The sequence below is a fragment of the Mesorhizobium sp. CNPSo 4688 genome, assembly GCF_057784295.1.
In genome coordinates, this window is sequence record NZ_JBWLUY010000014.1 from 1 (window position 1) to 22,940 (window position 22,940).

The following is a 22,940-nucleotide window of genomic DNA, read 5'->3' on the forward strand; positions in this document are numbered from 1 at the left end:
CTTCTCGACCAAAACCGCCCCACCCCACCAAAATTGCGAGGATCTGACATGGAATACCGCACGCTTGGCCGTTCCGGCTTGAAAGTTTCGACGCTGACGCTGGGCACCATGACCTTCGGCGGCAGCGGACCTTTCGCCGCCGTCGGAAATTCCGATGTCGCTGAGGCCTCCCGCATCATCGACACCTGCATCGATGCCGGCATCAATCTCATCGACACCGCCAATGTCTATTCGAACGGCCTGTCGGAAGAGATCATCGGTGAGGCGCTCGGCGGCAAGCGCAAGAACGATGTGCTGATCGCCTCCAAGGCGCGCATGCGGATCGGCAAAGGTCCCAATGACGAAGGCCTGTCGCGCCATCATCTGATCCGCGAATGCGAGAAGAGCCTGAAGCGTCTCAGGACCGATGTCATCGACATCTATTTCCTGCACGAATGGGATGGCACGACGCCGCTCGAGGAGACCATGGCCGTGCTCGACACGCTGGTTGCCCAGGGCAAGATCCGCTATGTCGGCTGCTCCAATTACTCCGGCTGGCAGGTGATGAAGGCGCTCGGCATCAGCGACAGCCAGCACCAGCCGCGCTTCATCACCCAGCAGATCCATTACACGCTGGAAGCGCGGGAGGCTGAATACGAACTCTTGCCGATCTCGGTCGACCAGGGCCTTGGCGTGCTGGTGTGGAGCCCGCTTGCCGGCGGCCTCTTGTCGGGCAAATACCGCCGCGACAGCCCGACCGCGCGCCAGCTTGCCGGCTGGTCGGAACCGCCGATCCGCGATGAAGACCGGCTGTGGCGGATCGTCGATGTGCTGGTCGACATCGGAGCGGCACGCGGCGTCTCGGCGGCGCAGGTGGCGCTTGCCTGGCTGCTCGGCAGGCCGGCCGTCAGCTCGCTGGTGATCGGCGCGCGCAACGAGACCCAGCTTAAGGACAATCTTGCCGCCGCGGCGCTCGCCCTCACCGCTGAGGAACGCGACCGTCTCGATGCCGTCAGCCGGCCGCCGGTGCTCTACCCCTACTGGCACCAGCAGTTCACGGCGAAGGACCGGTTCGGCCCGGCCGATCTGGTTCTCGACCGCAGCGTCATCTGAAAGACTGTCGAAAGCCGGCTAGCCCGCGATAAACCGCCAGACCTCCGGATCGGGCTCGATCTGGCCGCTGAGCACGAAATATTTGTAGAGCACGAGCAGGCTGATCGCCTGCTCGGCCCGCTCGTCGGCGAATTTGCGGCAATAGGCGTTGGCCGCCGCGACGATGCGCTGGGCCTCAGCCGGATGCCGCTCGAGATGGTGCACCCGGTCCGCAAGATCGCTGAAATCGGGCGCCAGCGGCACATAATGGACATCGGGCTCCAGCTGCCCCTCGGCGAACCATGTCTCGTAAGTCGGCGGCGGCATGAGGCAGAGCGAATTCGAGCTCATGATCCATTTCAGATTGGTTGCGACATCATTGCCTTCGAGGGAAATGATGTAGCGGTAGCGCCGCTGCTGATCGATGGTGAGATAGGGTTTTCGATATTCCGCCGGCGCCGTTGCCCTTGGCGTGCCGACATCGCAGATAGGCAGGTCGCGGGCGGCCTCCAGCAGCAAGGTGCGGATCGGATTGTTGAGCTCGCCGCGCCAGACGACGAGCGGATGCTTGTCGGCGAAGGCAACATCGTCGGCCGGCATGTGGAAATGACGGAACTTGTTCAGCTTGAACAGGACGCCGTTGCCGTTGTCGCCGGCGATCGGCCGGTCCTTGACGATCGACGGCATCTTCGGCACCTCGACGACGTCGCCGAATTCCAGGTCGATGCGCAGACCCGGATCGAAATAGCGGGTGAACTCCTTCAGATCGTAATAGTACATGCTGCGGTCCGTCGGCAGCCGGCTGGCCGGCACGGCCTCGGGGCTTGGTGTAAAGGGCTCCCGCAGCGTGTTGTAATAATTGAGCCGCTCACGGACCGATGCATCGGAAAGCCTGGCCTGAGCGAGCAGACGGCCGAGCTGGCGCCGGAAAAGGGCCGGCGGCGCGATGTCGCGCATGGCGTTGCGCGCATAATAGACGAGCTTCTGTGCGTTTCTTTGAAGCGTGGCCATCGGTCGTTTTGATTCGAAGTCGGTCGGCGGCGGCTCCAGTAACTGTCCCGCAGCCTTTTCTAAACCATTGTGTTAGCCATCACGCAAGTCCCGAACCGCTGGCATCTGCCCTCCCCGCGCTGTTGTGTTTGCCGGCCAATGCTTCTAGGCAGGATCAGGCACAGCGAAAGGAAACGATATGGCGCGACCACCGAACTACGGTCAGGAACGCAAGGAGCGCGACCGGCAGAAGGCCGCCAAGAAGGCGGAGAAGCTGGCCGCCAAGGTTGCGGCCAAGGAGCGCTCCGAGCCTGAAAACGAGGCCGGTTCCGAAACCGAGACCGAGACGGCAAAATAGGCAAGACAGGATTGCACGATGTCCGGCCCGCTTCACGGGCCGGATTCCAGCGATACTGTTGTGAATCAGGCCGTCGCTTTGTCGCTGACGAAGACGTTGACTTCGCGCGCCGCGGCAATGAAGGCACGCCTTGCAATCATCGCCGGCTTGTCGCCGGCCAGCGCATCATGACAGGCCTGCAGCGCTTCGCGATGCTTGGGGCTGCGCTTGCCGGGCCAGCTGTTGAGCAGGTAATCGGAGGCCTCGCGGGCCGTGCGCAGGAGCTGGTTTTCTCCCCCCGCGGCTGCCTTGACGGTCACGGGTGTTTCAAATCGGTTGTTTTCCATGGCCGCTCCTTACGCCATCGGCGCTCATGAAGCGAGGCCGAAAGCGGATGGCGCCGGCGTTCTGTCACCTTCGTGACCGATATCAAGCGGCGACGACGGCAAATCCCCTGGCGCGCAGACCGCGCCGGTCATTGTGCAGCGACGTCACCAGGCGGTCGCGGCTGCCGACAATATGGGCCGAAAGCCGCGCTGCCGCCGCGTCGGCGTCGCCCGCCCGCACCGCCGCCAGGATGGCGTGATGCTCGCTCCAGGCGCGGCCGAGTGCTGCCTCGTCGCGCACCTCCAGCCAGCGCGCCCGCGACAGCCGCGTCATGGCATCGCGCACCGCCCGGAACAGGAACTCGTTGCCGGAGAGCCGTGCCAGTTCGATGTGGAAATCCATGCCGACGCGGTGCCATTCCTCGCGCGGCGTGGTGGTGTCGCAGGAGTCCAGCATCGCCTCGATGACATCGACGGCGCTCCTCTCGGCCAGCGCCGAAGTCAGCCTGACGGCCGCAACCTCGACCGCCTCGCGATAGACCGCGATCTGTTCCAGTTCGGCAAGGTTGATCGGCGATACCGTCCAGCCGCGCCCGTCGCGGCAGATCAAGCCTTCCGTCTCAAGCCGCAGTAGCGCTGCCCTGACCGGCGTGCGAGAGGCCCCGAAGCGGCTCTCGATCCAGCGTTCCGTCAACCTTTCGCCGGGACCGACCTCGAGGCCGAGGATCATCTCGCGAAGCGCTTTTTCGACGGTCTGCATCTGCGACATCTTTGGTTCCGGTGCTGGCGATCGGCCTCGCATTGAGGTCTGGCCGATCACGTTTGAGAGCGCTGCATTGACAGCGGCAAAGCTTGCGTTCAAGACGGATACCAACTTGGTATCCCAAAATGGTATCCGCAGCAAGCGGACAGGACATGACATGCCGCAGGACAGTGCAGCGCAAGCGACGCAAGCGCCCTCGACCTACAACGTGCACTGGCGGCGCAACCTGTTCGTGTGTTTTGCCGGATCGTTCAGCACGCTTGTGGCGATGACGCTGCTCTTGCCGTTCCTGCCGCTCTATGTCGAGCAGCTGGGCGCCGTGGGCCACGCAGCGATCGTGCAATGGTCGGGCATCGCTTTCGGCGCAACCTTCTTTGCCGCGGCCCTCGTCGCGCCGCTGTGGGGGCGGCTGGGCGACCGCTACGGCCGCAAGGTGATGCTGGTGCGCGCCAGTTTCGGCATGGCGATCTGCATGTCGCTGACCGGCATGGTGCAGACCGTCTGGCAGTTGGTGCTGCTGCGCCTGCTGATCGGTTTTGCCGGCGGCTATTCCTCGGGCTCGACCATACTGGTCGCCATGCAGACGCCGAAGGAACGCTCCGGTTGGGCGCTCGGCGTGCTGTCGGCCGGCATCACCGCAGGCTCGCTGGTCGGGCCGCTGCTCGGCGGCGCGCTGCCGCCGCTGATCGGCATCCGCGCCACCTTCCTGATCGCCGGCGGCGTCATTTTCCTGGCGGCGCTGGCGACGACCTTCCTGATCAAGGAGATGCCTCGCCCGACAGCACTGACCAAACCCAAGGAGAAGCCGAAGGGCGGCTGGGCGCAGATCCCTGACAAGCGGCCTGTCGTCGCCATGCTGGCGACCGGCATGCTGTTCACCTTCGCCAACATGTCGATCGAGCCGATCATCACTGTCTATGTTCAGCAACTGGTCGCGGACGCCAGTCGGGTGACGCTGATCTCGGGCGTCGTCATGTCGGCGGCCGCACTCGGCGCCATCCTGTCGGCGTCACGGCTGGGCAAGCTTGCCGACCGCATCGGCCACTGGAATGTCATCGTCGTATCGCTTGCCGTTTCGGCAATGCTGCTGATACCGCAAGCCTTCGTCACCGAAAGCTGGCAACTGGTCGGCCTGCGGTTCCTGATGGGTCTGGTGTTGGGCGGGCTCTTGCCCTGCATCACCAGCGTCATCCGCCACAATGTTCCCGATGGCGTCGGCGGCAATGTGCTCGGCCTGGCGATCTCGGCGCAATATGTCGGCCAGGTCGCAGGCCCGCTGCTCGGCGGCTTCGTCGGTGGTCATTTCGGCATGCGCGCGGTGTTTCTCGGCACATCCGTGCTGATGGCCGGCGGCGCTGTCTACAACTGGCTGGTCCAGTCACGCCGCACGCGTGACATGCTGGCGGTCTCAGGCAAATCCTGACAGGTTGCGCCGCTTACCGCCAATCACAGGAGCCCGAGACATGAGCATCGCCGACCATCCGGCAGAAGGCAGCGCCCGCATCCTGGTCTTCGCCGGCGGCCTGTGCGGCGCAGCCGGCGTGGCGCTGTCGGCGGCATCGGCGCATCTGGGCGGTGCCTTTGTCGGCACCGCCGCATCCTTCCTGATCATGCATGCGCCGGTGTTTCTGGCCGTTGGCCTCGCCCGCGCAAACCGGATCCTGCGGATCGGCAGCCTGGTGCTCCTCATCGGGCTGGTGCTGTTCTGTGGCGATCTGCTGGCGCGCGATTTCGTGGGATCGCGGCTTTTCCCGATGTCGGCGCCGATCGGTGGCAGCTTGCTGATCGCCGGCTGGCTCGCGATCGCGGCCTCGGCCCTGGTGCGCCAGCGTTCTTGAATCGGCGGGGCAAGAGACCCTGCCCCGGCCGATATTTTTCACCCGAGGCTCAATCCTGCCGGCGTTCCGGCAGCAGGTCGCGCTTGCGCTTGGCAGGCTTGGTCAGCCGGTGCCGCTCCGGGCGCTCGGTAGCCGGCGAGATGCCCCAGTAGTTGCGATAGATGTCTTCGAACAGATGCTTCACGGGATGCATGGTTCAGTCTCCTCTTAGAGAATTGAATCGATCCAATCAGCCGGCACGAAAATGCCTTGCCGATCAGCTCCGCTTGCGTTCCACGAGGAAATGCAGGTCGCGCTTCCACGGGCCAGTCCGGCCACGGCGCTTGCGGGTGGCGGCATCCGAGGCGATGCCCCAGTCATTGCCGTAGATGTCTTCGAACAGATAATTCATGGGATGCATGGCACCCTCCTCTTGAACCGATCCAATCGCATCGCAGTAAATCGCCTTGGATCGATTCAAATATAGACCTTCCTCCGCTTCCGATCAAGAGAAAATTTGAACCGATCCAACGAAAGTGTTAGATAGGCCCGGTTCAGGAGACGAAGATGACGGTATTGACCTCCGGGAAGACGAGACCAGTGCGGCTGGCCGACATTGCCAAGGCAGCCGGCGTCTCGCACGGCACCGCGTCCAACGTCTTCGCCCGGCCCGAGATCGTGCGCGAAGAGGTGCGCGAGCGGGTCAAGGCAGCAGCGGAGGCAATGGGCTATGCCGGCCCCGACCCCAAGGGCCGGCTGCTGCGCGCCGGCAAGGTCAATGCCATCGGTGTGGCGACGGCAGAGCCCCTCTCCTATTTCTTCGACGATCCTTTTGCCCGCGTCATGATGGCCAGCATCTCGCAAGCCTGCGACGCCACGGGCGCGGGGATTTCACTGGTCTCCGCCGCCAACAATGAACAGCTCGCCTGGAACATCCAGAGCGCGCTTGTCGACGGCTTCATCGTGTTCTGCATCGAGGGCGGTTCGCGACTGGTCGAACTGGCGCGCGAACGCAAACTGCCTTTCGTGGCGCTCGACCTCGATTCGGAGAATGAGGGGGTCGCGGCGATCGGCATCGACAACATAGCCGGCGCCAGCCTTGCCGCGCGCCATCTGGCAGAGCTCGGCCATCGCCGCTTTGCCGTTCTGGCCCTGGAATCTGCCAACGCCGGCTTTGGTCCGGTCACGCAAGAGCAGGTCGAGACGTCGTCCCTCTATTCCGGCACGCGCGACCGTCTGCGCGGCTACTTCGCCGAGCTCTCCCGCTTCGGCATCGATGTGTCGCTGGTGCCTATCTACGAAACCCTGAATGACGAAGAGACCGTGCGGGCCGGTCTCGAGCATATTTTCGCGCTGCCGCAGCGGCCGACGGCAATCCTGGCCATGTCGGACAGGATGGCGCTCCATGCGCTCGACTGGCTGCGCGAGCGCGACATCGCCGTGCCGGGCGACGTGTCCATCGTCGGCTTCGACGGCGTGCCGGAGGGTGCCGTTTCCAAGCCGCCGCTGACCACCGTCGCCCAGCCGATTGCCGAGATGGGCCGGCTCGCCGTCAAGGCGATCCTGGAGAACGACGGCTCGCACCAACGGCTGTTGCTGCCGGTCGATCTGGTGATCAGAGCCTCATCAGGCCCCGCTCCTGCCTAGCCTTCATCGGCTCAGCCTTGCCACCACGGGCGACATTCCGAAAGGTTGGCGAGCGGCCGGGGCTTCGGTGCGAACCGGCTTCTTGCCCGACCAGCCGATCCCGGACAGCCATTCGAGATAGAAGGCGAGCGCGAACTGCATGGCGATGCCGGCCGATATCAGCAGGGCGTCATAGGCAAAGCCGCCCGGATTGATCAGCCTCATCACCTGCGCCACCATGGCGATCACTGTGCCGGCAAGGAACACCGGCAGCGAGCGCTTGCCGAGCAGAGCGAGCGGATGGTCGCGACTGAGGCGGAACAGGTTCGACACGGCCGGCAAGGCGACAACCAGGTAGCTCACCGCCAGAATGTGCAGCAACCGCGGCAGCGACAGGAAGGTCTTGTCGAAGCCGCCGATCACCACAGGCAGATCGAACCAGGTGATCTGGCCCCAGAGCGGGCTGTGCACCCAGACCAGGGCTGCCGCGACATAGGTCGCGGCGGCGCCCACCAGCCAACGATTGACGGGAATCGTGCCGCCGCGCCGGACATGCAGCATGCCGGCGAGACCGATGTTGAACAAGAACTGCCAGGACAGCGGGTTGAGGAACCAGAAGCCCGGCTCGGGATAGTTCGGCGGCGCGATCTGCCAGATGCCGGCGACGAGCCACAGCGCTCCAGAGAAAACAAGTGCCGGCAGCGGCCTGTAGCTGATGAAGAGCAGGAAGACCGGCGCCATCAACAGCAGCGCCGCATAGACCGGCAGGATGTTGTTGTAGCCAAGCTGGTGGCCAAGCGTGACGATGCCGACCATCACCTCGGGCGTGTTCTTCATCAACGGTTCGATGTTGATCAGCTTCAGCAGCTCAGGCCGGTGGGCGAGGACCGCCGCCGCGCAGAACATCGCCATCACCACCATGGTGGTGACAACGTGGGCGGTGTAGAGGACGCCGGCGCGGCGCCACATCTTCAACGTCGCCAATAGCCGACCACCGGTCTGGAACTTGCTGCCATAGGCGAGCGCCACGGACATGCCGGAGATCAGCACAAAGGCTTCCGCCGCGTCCGAGAATCCGAAATTCTTGTAGGTCAGCGTTTCGAAGACGGTACCCGGCACATGGTCGATATAGATGGTCAACAGAGCGAGCGCGCGGAACACGTCAATGCGGGTGTCGCGTTCGGCGCGATCCGGCGGGAGTTGCGTAGTCATCGACAAAAGGCCTCAAAGCGAGAGCAAGGGTGCTCGTGTTGTTCATGCCGGGATGCGACCATCGGCGCACACCGCTTCGATTCCTCCCGCGGGAAGCATATCGGCGCAGAAACGGTCTGAAATGAGCCTGGTTCAATCACATTTCGCGGAGTGTGAAAATATTCCGTTTTGAAGCCGGCAAACGAACAAAACAATCACGAAATCAAAGAGATATGAGCGTGCCTGAATATACCGAAAAGCATGACGTTCTGCACCAGGATCTGGCCTTCCCTTACCGGTTCCTCGAGCCGGTAAGTGCAAGCGGCGAATGCCTGTTTTTGCTGCACGGATCGGGCGTCGACGAAACGACGATGCTGCCGATTGCAAGGCAGATCGCACCCGACGCCACGCTGGTCGCGGTGCGGGGCCGCATCCCGCAGGAGGACGGCTTCCGCTGGTTCGAGCGGATCAACCCGACCCGCTTCGAGCAGGCAAGCATCCGCACCGAGACATCGACCTTCGCCGCGTTTGCAAGCGAGGCCGCAAGGCGGCACCGGCTCGATCTCGCTCGCGCGACATTCCTCGGCTATTCCAACGGCGCCAATCTGGTGTCCAGCCTGATACTGCTGAACCCCGGCCTCGTGCGCAAAGCGGCGCTGCTGAGAGCGATGCCGGTGCTTGACGATATGCCGTCAACCGACCTCAGCGGAACGCGGGTTCTGATTATTGCCGGCGCCGCCGACGAGACCTACGGTCCATTTGCGCCGGCGCTGGTGACGCTGCTCACCAAACGCGGCGCCGAGGTCGATGCCCGGATCGTCGCCTCAGGTCATGACATAGGCGACCCTGATGCCGCGATCGTTCGGCAGTGGCTTGCTGCGCCGATTGCTGCATAGCAAATCATCACTACCGGGTCGTGCCGGCAATCGTGGCCATCCCTCCGAAAGTGGCCAGGATTGAGAGAGCTATCGACGTTCGCGACCGCGCCGCGATCTAGGCTAAGTAAGCCGGGAGCCCACTGGCCGCTGCCCGTGTAAAAAGCGCGGCGGACGAGCTTCTTTGGATCTATCTAGTGGAATGTGCTATGATTCTTGTCGTGGGCAAGAAGGCAAAGCAGAAAATCGAACCGCAGGCAGATCGCGAAATGGCGATCGAAGCCGCCTACTTTGCCCGCAAGTTCGGCCTCACCAAAGAGGAAGCGCTCAAAACCCTCCAAGAGGCCAGTGTCGTGAAACTGTTGCCTGGCAGAAATCTGGCAAAAACCCGATAGGGGCTGGCTTGGGCGACACGGTTTTTGGCCAGAAAATCAAACGAACTTCAGGGCTAGGCTTTGCGTCAGATCTGTATGGACGTTTCATCGCCCATAATCAGATTTTGGCGCCCGCTCCGCGTCAGCCGCCAAGGCGCGTGACAAAATAGGTGAGTGCCGAAATTGCGGCCGTGGCCGGCAAGGTGACAATCCAGGCGATGACGATGTTGCCGGCAATGCCCCAGCGCACGGCCGAGACGCGGCGGGCAGCGCCAACACCGATGATGGCCCCGGTGATCGTGTGGGTGGTCGACACGGGGACGCCGAGCCAAGTCGCCGCGAACAGAGTGATGGCGCCGCCGGTTTCGGCGCAGAACCCCTGCATCGGGTTCAGTCGGGTGATTTTCGAGCCCATTGTGTGAACGATGCGCCAGCCGCCGAGCAACGTGCCCAGAGCCAGCGCCGACTGACAGGTGAGGACGACCCATAGCGGCACGTAGAAATTGGCGCCGAGCATGCCTTGTGAATAGAGCAGTACGGCGATGATGCCCATGGTTTTCTGGGCGTCGTTGCCGCCGTGTCCGAGCGAATAAAGCGAGGCAGAAAAGAACTGCATGACGCGGAAGGTGCTGTCGACGGCAAACGGTGTCTGGCGCACGAACAGCCAGGAAACGACCAGGATCAGGACCAGGGCCAGAACAAAACCGGTCGCCGGCGACACGACGATTGCGGCGACCGTCTTGCCGAGCCCCGTCCAGACGATGGCCCCGAGCCCAGCCTTTGCAACGCCGGCGCCGACCAGCCCGCCGATCAGCGCATGCGAACTGCTGGAAGGGATGCCGGCAATCCAGGTGACAATGTTCCAGACAATGGCGCCGACAAGCGCCGAAAAGATCACCGCCGGCGTGACAATGGTGACGTCGACTATGCCTTTTCCCACGGTCTCGGCGACATGGAGGCCGAAGAACATGAAGGCGATGAAATTGAAGAAAGCCGCCCATAGCACCGCATATTGAGGCCTCAGCACGCGGGTGGAGACGATGGTGGCAATGGAGTTGGCGGCGTCATGCAGGCCATTGAGAAAATCGAAGAACAGCGCGACGGCGACAAGGCCGGCCAGCACGGGAAAGGCGATGGTGGCTTCCATTGCCTAAACGTTCTCGATGACGATGCCGCTGATCTCGTTGGCGACGTCCTCGAAGCGGTCGACCACTTTCTCCAGCTGGCCATAGATCTCGCTGCCGATCAGGTAGGCCATCGGATCGCTGCGGCCATGTCGCTTGAACAGGTCCTTCAACCCTTGCTCATGCAGATCGTCGGCGCGGCTTTCGACGCGCATGACTTCTTCTGCGATGGCGTTGAGGCGCACAGTGTGCGTCCCGACTTTGCTGAGCAGCGGGATCGCCTCGGCCACCAGCCTGGAAGCGGCAACGATGACGCCACCCATTTCCTGCATCAGCGGGTCAAATTCCTTCTTTTCGAACAGCTTCACCGTCTTGACGGTCTTGTGCATCATGTCGATGGCATCATCCATCGACTGAATAAGATCCTTGATGTCGCCGCGATCGAAGGGCGTGATGAAGGAGCGCCGCACCGCCAGCAGGACTTCGGCGGTGATGTGATCGGCCTCGTCCTCGAGATCGATGATTTCCTGGCACCAGCGCTCGATATCCTTGCCCTGGAGAAGCTGCTGCAGCGCCTCGGCGCCACCGACTACGGTACGGGAATGCCGTTCAAACAGATCGAAGAAGCGATCTTCGCGCGGCAGCAGCTTGCGGAACCAGCCCAGCATCTCGATCTCCCGTCGCGTCCGTCCACCACCCATCAATTCACATAGCGCCCCAGCGAGCCACTGAAAACAGTAAGCCGGCTGAAAGATGTGGATGCGGACTATCGCAGATGCGGCTAGACGGCTCGACGCGCTGACCAGCCCGAAGCTGCAGGAACTCGCCTGGTCCAAACATGGGTTCCGCGGACCGCTGGGCACCGTCGCCGCCGGCGCCGACGCGATCGCCGGCGTGCGCCCGGCGGAAATCGAGGCGGTGCTGCCGATGCCTTCTGCCGACGTCATGCTGTCGCTGCTCGCCCAGATGGAAGGCTGAGCTGAGGGGCGTTACCCCTGCCCCATCCGGTTCCAGGCATCGAGCCCGGCGATCTTATAGGCTTCGGCCAGCGTCGGGTAGTTGAAGGTGTTGTTGACGAAGAAGTCGACGGTGCCGCCGAGATTGATCACCGCCTGGCCGATATGGATCAGTTCGGTGGCGCCCTCGCCGACAATGTGGGCGCCGAGCAGGCGGCGGGTTTCGACCGAGAACAGCAGCTTCAGGAAGCCGGTGTTGACGCCCATAATGTGGCCGCGCGAGGTTTCGCGGAAGCGCGCCACGCCGACCTCATAGGCGGCGCCGCTCTCGCGCACCTGTTCCTCCGACTGGCCGACGGTGGAGATTTCCGGAACGGCGTAGATGCCATAGGGGAAGGTTTCCGGCGGCGGCGGCAAATGCACGCCGAAGGCGTGACAGGCGGCCACCCTTCCCTGCTCCATCGAAGTCGAGGCAAGGCTCGGAAAGCCGATGACGTCGCCGGTGGCATAGATGTTGGGCACGGCGGTCTGGAACGTCTGCGGATCGACCTTGATGCGGCCCCTGGAGTCGGCATCGATGCCGACCACATCAAGGCCGAGGCTGCCGAGATTGCCGCTGCGCCCGGCGGCATAAAGCACGACCTCGGAACGGATGGTGCGGCCATCGGCGAGCGTCACTTCGGCATAGTCGGGTTTTGAGACGATTTCCTTGACCGTGCTGCCGAGCCGAATGGTCATGCCGCGGTCGCGCATCTGGTGGATGAAGTCGTCGACGATCTCGCGGTCGACGAAATCGAGAATGGTGTTGCGCGGCTCGACCAACGTCACCGGCACGTCGAGAGCCGAAAAGATGGTGGCATATTCGACGCCGATGACGCCGGCGCCGATGACCGTCAGCGTGCGCGGCAGGCGGTCGAGTTCCAGCATCTCGTCGCTGTCGAAGACGCGGACCTTGTCGAAGGGTACGTCGCGCGGCCGGTGCGGCCTGGTGCCGACCGCAATCAGCGCATTGGCAAAACCGACTTCCGAGTAGTCGCCATTGTCCGCCGTCAGGCTGATCTTGTTGGGGCCGAGGAATTTCGCCGTGGCACGTGCGCTCTTGACCGCATTGCGCATGAACTGGTGCTGCAGCACCTCGACCTCGTGGTCGAGCGTCTTGTGCAGGCGATCGACCAGATCGCCGATCGAAATATCCTGCTTGACCCGGTAGCCGCGGCCGTAAAAGCCGCGCTCGCGCCAGCCGGAGAGGTTGAGCACCGTCTCGCGCAGCGTCTTGGACGGGATGGTGCCGGTGTGCACCGAGACCCCGCCGAGGCGCCGGCCTCTGTCGACCACCAGCACCGATTTGCCGAGCTTGGCCGATTGCACCGCGGCGCGGCGGCCGGAAGGGCCGCTGCCGATGACCAGCATGTCGTAATCCATATTTCCCCGTCCCCTCGGCGTCTTTGCTGCGCCGCAGCAAGCTAAACTGGGACGAGCGTCATGTTCAACTGCCCAGACCGCAAACTCGTGCGGTTCGGCGCAACTGTGATTAATCTACCAGCGTAATGTGAGAAGTGCGCGAGAAAGCTTAACCCGACGGCAACGCGTGCAATGGTCCCTCTCGACGGATCGCCGGGGTGGACAGGGTCCGCTATCGCCTTTTCCGCGGCATCTTCCAGGAACGGTCAGCTCAACGCCGCAGTGTCCGTTTCTTGAATTCGCTGCCGCCCTCACCATTTGAAAGGGCGACAGACATTCCCATTGGAATGCCATGGCGAGGACATGACATGAACGCGCGCGTACTTGACGGCGAAATCATCACCAGTAGGCTCGACGACGTCAGGGCTTATGACGGTGTGCGCACGCGGCGCATCTTCGCCTTCATCATCGACTATTGCATCGTGGCGCTGCTCACCATTCCGTTCGCGATCCTGGTGGCCGTGCTTGGCCTTTTGACCTTCGGTCTTGGCTGGGCGCTGTATTCCATCCTCGTACCGGCGGTCGCCATTCTCTACATCTGGAACACGCTGGGCGGTCGCAACCAGGCCACTTCAGGCATGAGGATGATGGGCATTCGGCTCGATCGTCTCGACGGCAGCCGGATCGACGGGCTCACCGCTGTTGTCCATTCGGTGCTGTTTTGGGCGAGCACTGTCATCCTGACGCCGCTCATCCTCCTGGTGACGCTGTTTTCCGATCGCAAGCGCACGCTGCACGACCTGCTGCTTGGCACTGTTGTCAGCCGCAGCGACCGTTGAACCGGCGTTCAAACGACCCCAACAAGCATTTGTGCGCAAATTTGAAGGCGTTCGTTCAACGGTGCCTTCACAATCCTGTTGAATTTTTCGCCAGCCGAGCCAAAGGTAGAGCGATTCGCAGGAGTGTTCCCAAGGTTCGATGACGCAGCATCCGACCCAGTCACCGCAGTTCTTTTTGACCGCGCCATCGCCGTGCCCGTATCTTGAGGGCCAGTTCGAACGCAAGGTGTTTACGCATCTTGTCGGCGACAAGGCGCCGGAGATGAACGACCTGTTGACGCAAGGCGGCTTCCGGCGCTCGCAGAACATCGCCTACCGGCCGGCCTGCGAGACCTGCCGCGCCTGCGTCTCGGTGCGCATCCTGGCGCAGGAATTCACCGCCAGCCGCAACATGAAGCGGGTGATCCAGCGTAATTCCGATCTCATCGGCGCCATGCACGACGCGCAGCCGTCAACCGAGCAATATTCGCTCTTCCGCGGCTATCTCGACGCCCGCCACCGTCGCGGCGGCATGTCCGACATGACGGTGCTCGACTACGCCATGATGGTCGAGGACACCCATGTCGACACCAAGGTCATCGAGTACCGGCGCCGCGGCCCCGACACTTTCATCACCGGCAAGGGCCAGGGCGAGTTGATCGCCGTGGCGCTGACCGACAAGATGGCCGACGGCCTGTCGATGGTCTATTCCTACTTCAATCCTGAGTTCGAGGACCGTTCGCTTGGGACCTTCATGATCCTCGACCATATCGCCCGCGCCAGAGCCATGGGCCTGCCCCATGTCTATCTCGGCTACTGGGTCAACGGCTCACGCAAGATGAACTATAAGATGCGCTTCATGCCGCAGGAGCATCTCGGCCCGAAGGGCTGGGAACGCTACGACCACGAAGCGGTCACGCGCTGATCTTTCTTCTTTCCCAAATCCGGGCCTGAACATTTTCAACGGGGATGATGCCGGTCTTTCCGCTGTTGGCGGAGAGTGCGCGATTGCGCCGGCCGGTCATCCTGCCTCTCGTCCATTGCGAAAGTCATTGCATGTTATCTCACAACGCTCACACCAAAGGACTTCTGCTCACCGCGCTTGGCGGGCTGATACTGACCGTCGACATCCCGCTGATCCGGCTCGCTCATGGCGAAGCGTGGACGATCCTTTTGCTGCGCACCGGCTGCACCTTCGTGGCGGCGCTGATCGTATGGGCCGTCTGGCGCTCGTTCAGCAGGAATGCGCCGCAGCTCATACCCGGCTGGTCGGGGCTGATTGTCGCCGTGATCTACGGGCTCGGCGCGGTCGCCTTCATCACCGGCGTCTACAACACCTCGACCGCCAATCTGGTTTTCATCCTGGCCTTCTCCACCATGTTTTCGGCGCTGCTGTCATGGCTCTTTTTGAACGAGCGGCCGCGGCCGCTGACGCTTGCGGCAATGGCGTTGATGATCGTCGGCATCGCCATCATCGTCGGCGATTCCATCGGCACCGGACACCTGTTCGGCGACGTGATGGCGTTGTGTTCGGCCTTCGCGATTGCCTGCGCCATCACCATCTCGCGCGCCAGCGGCAAGGATATGGGTTTCACCGCATTGACCGGTGTCCTCCTGCCTTTTGCGTTGGCGGTGTTCATGGTCTCCAGGACCGGTTTTCAAGTGGAGGCGCCATGGTGGATCGTCCTCAACGGCGCTGTCGTCATGCCGTTCGCCTTCTTCTGCCTCGCCAACGGGCCGAAATACATTTCAGGCCCGGAAGTGGCGATGTTCTATCTCCTGGAAACAGTGCGGCGCCGGTCTGGGTGTGGATGATCTTTGCCGAGACGCCGTCGCGCAACAGCCTGATCGGCGGCGCCATCCTCATCGTCACGCTGGTCGCGCATTCGCTGTGGCAGTTGCATGAGGGGCGCAAGCGTCGGGCGGCGCTTGCGGTCGCTTACCCGGTCTGACTTTTCTTCGCCGGGCCGGCGACAATCTCGATCTGTGGCGGTCCGCCTTCGAGCTCTGTCACGGCCTCGGGAACGGTATCCTCGGCCAGTTCCACCTCGCGCAGCCATTCGCGCCAGATCGCCACAAGCAGCGCCATTAGCACCGGGCCGATGAACAGGCCGAGAAAGCCCATGGTCTTGACGCCGCCGATCAGGCCGAAAAAGGTCGGCAGGAAAGGCAATTTGATCGGCCCGCCAACCAGTTTCGGGCGCAAGGTCTTGTCGACGATGAAGAGTTCCACCGCGCCCCAGACGAACAGCGCCAGCCCCGCCATCGGCGAGCCGCTGGCGGCGAGGTAGATCGACACCAGGGTAAAGGACAGCGGCGCGCCGCCGGGGATCAACGCCATCACGCCAGTCAATGCGCCGAGCGTCACCGGCGACGGCACGCCGGCCAGCCAGTAGGCGACGCCCAGCACCAGCCCCTCGCCGATGGCGATCACGGTCATGCCGGTGACGGTGGATGAGATGGTTGCCGGCACGACTCGCGAAATCCGCTCCCAGCGCGTCGGCAGGATGCGTTCGCCGAGACGGTCGATCTGGGCCGCGAACTGCTCGCCGTCGCGGTAGGCGAAGAACAGGGCGATCATCATAAACAGCAGCGTCAAAAGCAGGCCGAAGGCGCTGCCACCAGCCGCCAGCACGCCGCGATAGATGCTGCCTATATTGGCGCCGCTGACCAGCTGGATGAGCTCGCCGATGCCGCCGGGGTGGCCGAAATTGTCGACCCACTGTTCGTTCAGCCACTCGCCGATCACCGGCAGCGTCGTGATCCAGTGCGGTGTGACGGCGCCATGCCGGTTGGTCTCGATCGCCCAGCCGACCCATTCGCGGACTTCGTTGATGGCGTAGGTGCCGGCCAGCGCGATCGGCACCACCAGGAAGGTGAGGATGAACAGGATGGCAAAGGTCGCGGCAATCGTGCGGTTGCCGCCGACGCCGGCAAGCAGCCGGCGATAGAGCGGCCAACTGGCGAAAGCGATGACAAGCGCTGCCAGCACCGGAAACAGAAAGCCGTGGAAGAAATAGACACCGGCGGCGACGATCAGCACCAGCAGCCAGCGCGCCGCCGACAGCGGCGGAATGACGGCGGCCCTCAACGGCGTCGACAGGCCGAACAGGCGCTGCTGACGCTCCGGCTTCTGGATCTTCGCTTCCTTCAAACGCCCATCTCTCCCCGGCCTACCCAGCGTTTATGCACTGTTATAGTGCCGCAATCGTGACGATAGTCCAAATGGTTGGGTGGCGCCTCTTCCTTCTCCCCTTGTGGGAGAAGGTGGATCGGCGCGCAGCGCCGAGACGGATGAGGGGTGTTCCAGCGGAGTGAGGCGTTGGCATTCCCTGGAACACCCCTGATCCGGCGACACCTTCTCCCACAAGGGAAGAAGGGAAAGCCGCACTACCCAAATTTCCCCGTCCGCGGGAAACCCTTCGGCACCATCCGTCCGGCCGATGCCCTGGCGCCAATCCACTCCGCCAACTCCTCGCGCGACCGGGTAAACGTACGGTCGGCCGAATCCTGCCATGACAGGCCGCTCGCCAGCGTGAAGGGTTTCAGGTCGAGCAGACCGCCATCCTTGTATTTCTGCAGGCGAACGCCCTTGCCGCGGCCCATTTCGGGGATTTCGGACAGCGCGAAGACCAGCATCTTGCGGTTCTCGCCGACAATGGCGAGGTGATCGCCTGAAAGCGGGACACAGGCCTTGGCCTCGTCGGGCGCCTTGACGTTCATCACCTGCTTGCCCTTGCGGGTGTTGGCGACGACCTCTTCCTCCGGCACGATGAAGCCGTTGGCATCATAGGAGGCGAGCAGCAGCTTGCGCTTGGGGTCGTGGACGAAGGCGGTGACGATGTCCTGGTCGTTGTCCATGTCGACGATGATGCGGATCGGTTCGCCATGGCCGCGGCCGCCGGGCAACCGATCGGCCCCGATGGTGTAGAATTTTCCGCCGGTGGTGAAGACCAGGATCTTGTCGGTGGTCTGGGCATGGAAGGCGAGCTTGAGGCTGTCGCCTTCCTTGAAGGTCAAGGTCGAATGATCGGCCAGATGGCCTTTCATGGCCCGCAGCCAGCCCTTTTCCGAGACCACCACGGTGACTGGCTCGCGCTCGATCATGGCATGGGCAATGTCAGTCAGATCGTGTTCCGGCGCGTCGGCGAACTGGGTGCGGCGCTTGCCGAGTTCGGTCTCGGGGCCGAACTTGTCGCGGATACTGGCGACTTCCCACTTGATCGTCGACCATTGCTTGGCATTCGACGCCAGCAGCGCCTCGATCTGCTTCTTCTCGGTGGTGAGGCCGTCGAACTCCTTGCGGATCTCGAACTCTTCCAGCTTGCGCAAGGCGCGCAGCCGCATGTTGAGGATGGCTTCGGCCTGGGTGTCGGTGAGCGACCAGCGGGCCATCATCACCTGCTTGGGCTCGTCCTCCTCCCGGATGATCTTGATCACCTCGTCTATGTTGAGGTAGGCGATCAGGTAGCCGGCAAGGATCTCGAGGCGCCTTTCGATCTCGCCGAGGCGATGCTTCGAGCGGCGGATCAGCACATCGCGCCGGTGCTCCAGCCACTCCTGCAGCACGCCTTTCAGCGACAGCACGTTGGGCACCTTGCCGCGCGACAGCACGTTCATGTTGAGGGGAAATCGGCTTTCGAGCTCGGTCAGTTTGAACAGCGATTCCATCAGGATGCCGGGATCGACCGAACGGCTCTTCGGCACCAGCACGACGCGGATGTCCTCGGCGCTTTCGTCCCTGATATCTTCGAGCAACGGCAATTTGCGCGCGATCAGAAGCTCGGCGATCTTCTCGATCAACCGCGCCTTCTGCACGCCATAGGGGATTTCGGTGACGACGATGCTCCAGGTGCCCCTGCCCTGGTCTTCCTGGCCCCATTTGGCCCGGACGCGGAAACCGCCGCGGCCCGTCTCGTAGGCTTCGAGGATCGAGGCGCGGCTGTCGACGATGATGCCTCCGGTCGGGAAATCCGGACCCTGGACGAAGTCCATCAGCTTCGCCACCGGCGCGCTCGGATCCTCTATCAGGTGCAGGGCCGCATCGCAAAGCTCGGCGGCATTGTGCGGCGGGATCGAGGTGGCCATGCCGACCGCAATGCCGGACGAGCCATTGGCGAGCAGGTTCGGGAAGGCGCCGGGCAGCACGACCGGCTCCTCGTCCTCCTCATTGTAGGTCGGCCGATAGTCGACCGCGTCCTCGGTGATGCCGGAAAGCAGTTCCGTCGCCACGTCGGTCATGCGCGCCTCGGTGTAGCGCATGGCGGCGGCGTTATCGCCGTCGATATTGCCGAAATTGCCCTGCCCGTCGACCAGCGGATAGCGCATGGAAAAGTCCTGCGCCAGGCGCACCAGCGCGTCGTAGATCGATTGGTCGCCATGCGGGTGGAACTTGCCCATCACCTCGCCGACGATGCGGGCGCATTTGGCAAAGCCCTGGTCGGGGTTGAGCCTCAGCAGCCGCATGGCGTGCATGATGCGGCGATGCACGGGCTTCAGTCCGTCGCGCACATCCGGCAGCGCCCGGTGCATGATGGTCGACAGCGCATAGGCGAGATAACGCTCTTCCAGCGCTTTCTTCAGATCGACCGGTTCGATATGGTCACCGCCGCCATCTTCAGGCGGCAAAAGCCTTTTTCCCATGCGGGTGGACTAGCCGAGCGGGTGATTCGCGGCAAGGCGGAGCTGCGGAAATCCGCAATTTGCGGCCTCCGGGCTGTGAAAGGCGGCTCAGTATCCGACGACGGATGTGACGGACTTCATGTTCCACGTGCCGTTCCCTGTGCAACAGCACCGGCAGCAGTGCTGTTGCCAACCAACATCAATCTGTTACACGCCCTCTCTAAGGCAGGAGACGGTATTCAGGGGAGCCCGACCTTCATGACATATTCACCGCATTGAGCGAAGGCTCCCGCTCCGGTTTGCCTTTCGCCGTGATTTTCGACAAATCTGCGGGAAAGCGCCTTTTTCCCGTCCAGTTCGTCACGGAATGGTGATGGCGCAGAACTCAAGAAAACATTTTCAGGACTCTCTCAGGGAACTCGCGATGACAATCCAACGCTCGACACTCAAGAAACTCGCTTTTTCGACCTTCTTGCTGACTCTGCCGCTCAATGCCGCCTTTGCGCAGGACGCGGCGGTTGCCGACCGGCTGAAGGCCGCACTTGCCGTCCAGGGCGTCGATATCACCTGGACCGGGGTTACCGGCGACAATTCCAGCATGGTGCTGCAGGGCGTGTCGGTCAAACCGGCGGCCGAAAAGGAAGCGCTGCCGATCGGCGACGTCAAGCTTGAAGGCGTGACCGAGGCCAATGGCGGATTCGATATCGCGACCATCTCGACGTCCGCGTTCGAGCACAGCAAGGACGGCGTCACGCTCAACCTCACCCCCTTCGTCATTCATGACGCCAACATCCCGGCCGAGGGCGCTACGGGCCCGCTCGGCTCGATGATGATCTACAAGTCGGCCGAACTCGAAAACCTGACGGTCAAGGTTGCCGACAAGACCGCCTTCTCGGTGGATGGCGTTGCTGTCCAGATCACGCCCCCGGCCGACGGCAAGGCGATGGAATTTTCCGCCACCACGGAAAAGTTCAACGCCGACCTGACCCTGGTTGACGATGCGAAGTCCAAGGAAGCAATCAACGCCTTGGGCTACCAGAACATATCGGGCAACATCGAAATCGGCGGCACCTGGCAGCCGAGCGACGGCAAGATGGACCTGTCGAAATACGACATCTCGGTCGAGAATGCCGGCACGCTCGGCATGACCTTCGGCCTCGGCGGCTACACTGTCGACTTCGTCAAGTCGATGCAGGAGATGCAGAAGAAGATGGCGGCGCAGCCCGAAGGGGCCGACAACTCGGCGCAAGGCATGGCGTTGCTCGGCCTGTTGCAGCAGCTTTCCTTCAACGGCGCCTCGGTCCGCTTCGACGACGATTCGCTGACCGGCAAGGTGCTTGAGTATGTCGGCAAGCAGCAGGGCATGTCGGGCAAGGACATCGCCAACCAGGCCAAGGCGATCGTGCCGTTCGGCATGGCACAGCTCAACAATCCCGAATTGACCGCCGAGGTGACGGCCGCTGTGAGCAAATACCTCGACGACCCGAAGAGCCTGGAGATTTCGGCCGAGCCGCCGGCAGCGGTGCCGTTCGCGCTGATCATGGCGGGTGCGATGTCCAACCCGCTCGACCTGCCGAAGACGCTCGGCGTCCACGTGAAGGCCAACGAAGACTGATCGAGCGAAACGCTCAAAAGCGAAAAGCCCGGCAGCGATGCCGGGCTTTTTTGTTGGATTGTCTATCCGAAAGAATCGGTTCCCGCGGTTTGTTAAAGAACCGCGGGAACTTCGCGATCAGACGTCCTTCTTCACCGCCGCGACGCGCAGAGAGAGCTCGCGCAGCTGCTGGGGACTGGCTTCCGAAGGTGCGTTCATCAACAGGTCGTAGGCCTGCTGGTTCATCGGGAACATGGTGATCTCGCGCAGGTTCTTGGCGCCGACCAGAAGCATGACGACACGGTCGACGCCGGCCGCCATGCCGCCATGCGGCGGGGCGCCATACTGGAAGGCGCGGTAGAGGCCGCCGAAACGTTGCTCGACCGTGGCGCGATCCAGCCCGACCGTCTCGAACGCCTTGACCATGGTTTCCGGCAGATGGTTGCGGATACCGCCGGAAGCGATCTCGAAGCCGTTGCAGACCATGTCGTACTGGAAAGCCTTGATGCCGAGCAGATCCTTGCCATTCAGCGCCTCGATACCACCCTGCGGCATCGAGAACGGGTTGTGGGCGAAATCGATCTTCTTTTCCTCCTCGTTCCATTCGAAGAACGGGAAGTCGACGATCCAGCACAGTTCGAAGCGCTCGCGGTCGACGAGGTTCAGCTCCTCGCCGGCACGCGTGCGTGCGGCACCTGCGAAGGTGACGAACTTCTTCGGATCGCCGGCAACGAAGAAGGCGGCGTCGCCATCGGCAAGGCCAAGCTGCTGGCGGATCGCCTCGGTGCGCTCCTCACCAATGTTCTTGGCCAGCGGACCGGCGCCTTCTAGCTTGTCGCCTTCCTTGCGCCAGAAGATGTAGCCCAGCCCCGGCTGGCCCTCGCCTTGCGCCCAGGAGTTCATGCGGTCGCAGAACGCGCGGCTGCCGCCGGTCTTGGCCGGAATGCCCCACACTTCGGCCTTCGGATCGTTGGCCAGGATGTTGGCGAAGACCTTGAAGCCGGAATCGCGGAAATGATCGGAGACGGCCTGCATCTCGATCGGGTTGCGCAGGTCCGGCTTGTCGGAACCGTATTTGCGCATCGCGACATCATAGGGAATGCGCTGGAATTTCTGCGTCACAGGCTTGCCGTTGGCGAAGGTCTCGAAGACGCCGCGCATCACCGGTTCCATGGTCGACAGCACGTCGTCCTGCTCGACGAAGCTCATTTCGAGGTCGAGCTGGTAGAATTCGCCGGGTAGCCGGTCGGCGCGCGGATCCTCGTCGCGGAAGCAGGGCGCGATCTGGAAATAGCGGTCGAAGCCGGAGACCATGATCAGCTGCTTGTACTGCTGCGGCGCCTGCGGCAGCGCGTAGAAGGTGCCGGGATGGATGCGCGACGGCACCAGGAAGTCGCGCGCGCCTTCCGGCGACGAGGCCGTCAGGATCGGCGTCGAGAATTCGGTGAAGCCGACATCGGTCATGCGCTTGCGCATCTCGGCGATGATCTTGGTGCGCGCCACGATGTTCCGGTGCAGCGTCTCGCGACGCAGGTCGAGGAAGCGGTATTTCAGGCGGATATCCTCGGGATAGTCCGGCTCGCCGAACACCGGTAGCGGCAATTCCTTGGCCGCCGACAGCACTTCGATCTCGCGGGCAAAAATCTCGATCTCGCCGGTCGGCAGGTTGGCATTTGTGGTGTCCGGCAGGCGCGCCTTGACTTCGCCGTCGACACGGATCACCCATTCGCCGCGCACCGTCTCGGCGACCTTGAAGGCGGGCGAATCCGGATCGGCGACGATCTGGGTCAGGCCGTAGTGGTCACGCAGATCGATAAACAGCAGGCCGCCATGGTCGCGCACGCGATGCACCCAGCCCGACAGGCGAACGGAAGAGCCGACATCGCTCTTTCTCAACTGGGCACAGGTGTGGCTGCGGTAACGATGCATTGTCATGTCAAAAGTCCGGGGTGCTGGGTTGTGGCCCGAGCGTAAAAGCTCGGTCCAAAATTTGCGCGAAAAGCGCATGGGAGGCCGGATTTGTCAAGGCAAGCGGGGTGATCGGGCGCAGGCCGG

The 22,940-nt window shown here is 62.9% G+C and carries 22 protein-coding genes and 2 pseudogenes; 12 read left to right on the plus strand and 12 right to left on the minus strand.

What is annotated here, in order from left to right; genetic code table 11:
- Positions 1–48 precede the first annotated feature (48 nt).
- Entirely contained in the window at positions 49–1,092 is a 1,044-nt protein-coding gene (locus AC04SH_RS24910) for an aldo/keto reductase (protein ID WP_488577175.1), read from the plus strand.
- An 18-nt stretch (positions 1,093–1,110) separates the two neighbouring features.
- Here AC04SH_RS24910 and AC04SH_RS24915 read toward each other — a convergent pair whose 3' ends face one another.
- Entirely contained in the window at positions 1,111–2,082 is a 972-nt protein-coding gene (locus tag AC04SH_RS24915; protein ID WP_203280049.1) for a glycosyl transferase family 90, read from the minus strand.
- Positions 2,083–2,260: 178 nt separating this feature from the next.
- Between AC04SH_RS24915 and AC04SH_RS24920 the strand changes: the two genes are divergently transcribed.
- The gene (locus AC04SH_RS24920; RefSeq protein ID WP_192253203.1) at positions 2,261–2,419 is read left to right on the plus strand and encodes a hypothetical protein; all 159 of its coding nucleotides are present in this window, start codon (positions 2,261–2,263) and stop codon (positions 2,417–2,419) included.
- 65 nt (positions 2,420–2,484) lie between these two features.
- Here AC04SH_RS24920 and AC04SH_RS24925 read toward each other — a convergent pair whose 3' ends face one another.
- Both AC04SH_RS24925 and AC04SH_RS24930 read right to left on the minus strand, forming a co-directional pair.
- Positions 2,485–2,745, minus strand: coding sequence for a DUF982 domain-containing protein (locus tag AC04SH_RS24925; protein ID WP_112563470.1), 261 nt, complete (start codon positions 2,743–2,745; stop codon positions 2,485–2,487).
- 82 nt (positions 2,746–2,827) lie between these two features.
- A complete protein-coding gene (locus AC04SH_RS24930) occupies positions 2,828–3,493 on the minus strand; it encodes a GntR family transcriptional regulator (protein WP_488577065.1) in 666 nt (221 codons plus the stop codon).
- Positions 3,494–3,644: 151 nt separating this feature from the next.
- Between AC04SH_RS24930 and AC04SH_RS24935 the strand changes: the two genes are divergently transcribed.
- Positions 3,645–4,910: an MFS transporter gene (locus AC04SH_RS24935; protein ID WP_488577066.1), complete on the plus strand. Its 1,266-nt coding sequence runs from the start codon at positions 3,645–3,647 to the stop codon at positions 4,908–4,910.
- Positions 4,911–4,950: 40 nt separating this feature from the next.
- Positions 4,951–5,325, plus strand: a complete 375-nt coding sequence (locus AC04SH_RS24940) for a DUF423 domain-containing protein (protein WP_203280052.1) — start codon at positions 4,951–4,953, stop codon at positions 5,323–5,325.
- A 49-nt stretch (positions 5,326–5,374) separates the two neighbouring features.
- Here the strand turns inward: AC04SH_RS24940 and AC04SH_RS24945 are convergent, their stop codons facing one another.
- Positions 5,375–5,518, minus strand: a complete 144-nt coding sequence (locus AC04SH_RS24945) for a hypothetical protein (protein WP_488577067.1) — start codon at positions 5,516–5,518, stop codon at positions 5,375–5,377.
- Between the two features lie 63 nt (positions 5,519–5,581).
- Positions 5,582–5,725: a hypothetical protein gene (locus AC04SH_RS24950; protein ID WP_203280054.1), complete on the minus strand. Its 144-nt coding sequence runs from the start codon at positions 5,723–5,725 to the stop codon at positions 5,582–5,584.
- A gap of 146 nt (positions 5,726–5,871) precedes the next feature.
- On the opposite strand from AC04SH_RS24950, the gene AC04SH_RS24955 reads away from it, so the two are divergent.
- The gene (locus AC04SH_RS24955; protein ID WP_488577068.1) at positions 5,872–6,951 is read left to right on the plus strand and encodes a LacI family DNA-binding transcriptional regulator; all 1,080 of its coding nucleotides are present in this window, start codon (positions 5,872–5,874) and stop codon (positions 6,949–6,951) included.
- Between the two features lie 3 nt (positions 6,952–6,954).
- Here the strand turns inward: AC04SH_RS24955 and AC04SH_RS24960 are convergent, their stop codons facing one another.
- Entirely contained in the window at positions 6,955–8,142 is a 1,188-nt protein-coding gene (locus tag AC04SH_RS24960) for an OpgC family protein (protein WP_488577069.1), read from the minus strand.
- Between the two features lie 218 nt (positions 8,143–8,360).
- Here AC04SH_RS24960 and AC04SH_RS24965 point away from each other — a divergent pair, with 218 nt between their 5' ends.
- Positions 8,361–9,017, plus strand: a complete 657-nt coding sequence (locus tag AC04SH_RS24965) for an alpha/beta hydrolase (RefSeq protein WP_488577070.1) — start codon at positions 8,361–8,363, stop codon at positions 9,015–9,017.
- Positions 9,018–9,205: 188 nt separating this feature from the next.
- A complete protein-coding gene (locus AC04SH_RS24970) occupies positions 9,206–9,391 on the plus strand; it encodes a hypothetical protein (RefSeq protein WP_488577071.1) in 186 nt (61 codons plus the stop codon).
- A gap of 121 nt (positions 9,392–9,512) precedes the next feature.
- On the opposite strand, the gene AC04SH_RS24975 is transcribed toward AC04SH_RS24970, so the two are convergent.
- The gene (locus AC04SH_RS24975; protein ID WP_488577072.1) at positions 9,513–10,517 is read right to left on the minus strand and encodes an inorganic phosphate transporter; all 1,005 of its coding nucleotides are present in this window, start codon (positions 10,515–10,517) and stop codon (positions 9,513–9,515) included.
- Positions 10,518–10,520: 3 nt separating this feature from the next.
- A complete protein-coding gene (locus AC04SH_RS24980; RefSeq protein ID WP_112563489.1) occupies positions 10,521–11,162 on the minus strand; it encodes a DUF47 family protein in 642 nt (213 codons plus the stop codon).
- 106 nt (positions 11,163–11,268) lie between these two features.
- Between AC04SH_RS24980 and AC04SH_RS24985 the strand changes: the two are divergent.
- Positions 11,269–11,472 (plus strand): annotated as a pseudogene (locus tag AC04SH_RS24985) (hypothetical protein); the annotation flags it as partial.
- A gap of 11 nt (positions 11,473–11,483) precedes the next feature.
- Here AC04SH_RS24985 and sthA read toward each other — a convergent pair.
- On the minus strand, positions 11,484–12,872 hold the full coding sequence (gene sthA, locus AC04SH_RS24990; RefSeq protein ID WP_477232932.1) for a Si-specific NAD(P)(+) transhydrogenase: 1,389 nt from the start codon (positions 12,870–12,872) through the stop codon (positions 11,484–11,486).
- 347 nt (positions 12,873–13,219) lie between these two features.
- Between sthA and AC04SH_RS24995 the strand changes: the two genes are divergently transcribed.
- The 3 genes and pseudogenes from AC04SH_RS24995 to AC04SH_RS25005 all read left to right on the plus strand — a co-directional run bounded on the left by AC04SH_RS24995 (position 13,220) and on the right by AC04SH_RS25005 (position 15,621).
- Positions 13,220–13,690: an RDD family protein gene (locus AC04SH_RS24995; RefSeq protein WP_477232933.1), complete on the plus strand. Its 471-nt coding sequence runs from the start codon at positions 13,220–13,222 to the stop codon at positions 13,688–13,690.
- 139 nt (positions 13,691–13,829) lie between these two features.
- Complete coding sequence (locus AC04SH_RS25000; RefSeq protein ID WP_192253163.1) at positions 13,830–14,594, plus strand: arginyltransferase; 765 nt, start codon at positions 13,830–13,832, stop codon at positions 14,592–14,594.
- Between the two features lie 131 nt (positions 14,595–14,725).
- A pseudogene (locus AC04SH_RS25005) lies at positions 14,726–15,621 on the plus strand (DMT family transporter).
- Here AC04SH_RS25005 and AC04SH_RS25010 read toward each other — a convergent pair.
- Both AC04SH_RS25010 and parC read right to left on the minus strand, forming a co-directional pair.
- Positions 15,609–16,823, minus strand: a complete 1,215-nt coding sequence (locus tag AC04SH_RS25010; protein ID WP_488577073.1) for an AI-2E family transporter — start codon at positions 16,821–16,823, stop codon at positions 15,609–15,611. The pseudogene AC04SH_RS25005 and the gene AC04SH_RS25010 sit on opposite strands and share 13 nt — an antisense overlap.
- A gap of 236 nt (positions 16,824–17,059) precedes the next feature.
- Positions 17,060–19,312 (minus strand): DNA topoisomerase IV subunit A, encoded by a 2,253-nt coding sequence (gene parC, locus AC04SH_RS25015; RefSeq protein ID WP_477232936.1) that lies wholly within the window; start codon positions 19,310–19,312, stop codon positions 17,060–17,062.
- Positions 19,313–19,715: 403 nt separating this feature from the next.
- Here parC and AC04SH_RS25020 point away from each other — a divergent pair, with 403 nt between their 5' ends.
- A complete protein-coding gene (locus tag AC04SH_RS25020; protein WP_477232937.1) occupies positions 19,716–20,906 on the plus strand; it encodes a hypothetical protein in 1,191 nt (396 codons plus the stop codon).
- Positions 20,907–21,023: 117 nt separating this feature from the next.
- On the opposite strand, the gene aspS is transcribed toward AC04SH_RS25020, so the two are convergent.
- A complete protein-coding gene (aspS, locus tag AC04SH_RS25025; RefSeq protein WP_488577176.1) occupies positions 21,024–22,814 on the minus strand; it encodes an aspartate--tRNA ligase in 1,791 nt (596 codons plus the stop codon).
- Positions 22,815–22,940 lie beyond the last annotated feature (126 nt).

Coding starts and splice junctions, on each gene's coding strand:
- AC04SH_RS24910 (WP_488577175.1), top strand. CDS start 49: ATGGAATACCGCACGCTTGGCCGTTCCGGCTTGAAAGTTTCGACGCTG.
- AC04SH_RS24915 (WP_203280049.1), bottom strand. CDS start 2,082: ATGGCCACGCTTCAAAGAAACGCACAGAAGCTCGTCTATTATGCGCGC.
- AC04SH_RS24920 (WP_192253203.1), top strand. CDS start 2,261: ATGGCGCGACCACCGAACTACGGTCAGGAACGCAAGGAGCGCGACCGG.
- AC04SH_RS24925 (WP_112563470.1), bottom strand. CDS start 2,745: ATGGAAAACAACCGATTTGAAACACCCGTGACCGTCAAGGCAGCCGCG.
- AC04SH_RS24930 (WP_488577065.1), bottom strand. CDS start 3,493: ATGTCGCAGATGCAGACCGTCGAAAAAGCGCTTCGCGAGATGATCCTC.
- AC04SH_RS24935 (WP_488577066.1), top strand. CDS start 3,645: ATGCCGCAGGACAGTGCAGCGCAAGCGACGCAAGCGCCCTCGACCTAC.
- AC04SH_RS24940 (WP_203280052.1), top strand. CDS start 4,951: ATGAGCATCGCCGACCATCCGGCAGAAGGCAGCGCCCGCATCCTGGTC.
- AC04SH_RS24945 (WP_488577067.1), bottom strand. CDS start 5,518: ATGCATCCCGTGAAGCATCTGTTCGAAGACATCTATCGCAACTACTGG.
- AC04SH_RS24950 (WP_203280054.1), bottom strand. CDS start 5,725: ATGCATCCCATGAATTATCTGTTCGAAGACATCTACGGCAATGACTGG.
- AC04SH_RS24955 (WP_488577068.1), top strand. CDS start 5,872: ATGACGGTATTGACCTCCGGGAAGACGAGACCAGTGCGGCTGGCCGAC.
- AC04SH_RS24960 (WP_488577069.1), bottom strand. CDS start 8,142: ATGACTACGCAACTCCCGCCGGATCGCGCCGAACGCGACACCCGCATT.
- AC04SH_RS24970 (WP_488577071.1), top strand. CDS start 9,206: ATGATTCTTGTCGTGGGCAAGAAGGCAAAGCAGAAAATCGAACCGCAG.
- AC04SH_RS24975 (WP_488577072.1), bottom strand. CDS start 10,517: ATGGAAGCCACCATCGCCTTTCCCGTGCTGGCCGGCCTTGTCGCCGTC.
- AC04SH_RS24980 (WP_112563489.1), bottom strand. CDS start 11,162: ATGCTGGGCTGGTTCCGCAAGCTGCTGCCGCGCGAAGATCGCTTCTTC.
- sthA (WP_477232932.1), bottom strand. CDS start 12,872: ATGGATTACGACATGCTGGTCATCGGCAGCGGCCCTTCCGGCCGCCGC.
- AC04SH_RS24995 (WP_477232933.1), top strand. CDS start 13,220: ATGAACGCGCGCGTACTTGACGGCGAAATCATCACCAGTAGGCTCGAC.
- AC04SH_RS25000 (WP_192253163.1), top strand. CDS start 13,830: ATGACGCAGCATCCGACCCAGTCACCGCAGTTCTTTTTGACCGCGCCA.
- parC (WP_477232936.1), bottom strand. CDS start 19,312: ATGGGAAAAAGGCTTTTGCCGCCTGAAGATGGCGGCGGTGACCATATC.
- AC04SH_RS25020 (WP_477232937.1), top strand. CDS start 19,716: ATGACAATCCAACGCTCGACACTCAAGAAACTCGCTTTTTCGACCTTC.
- aspS (WP_488577176.1), bottom strand. CDS start 22,814: ATGCATCGTTACCGCAGCCACACCTGTGCCCAGTTGAGAAAGAGCGAT.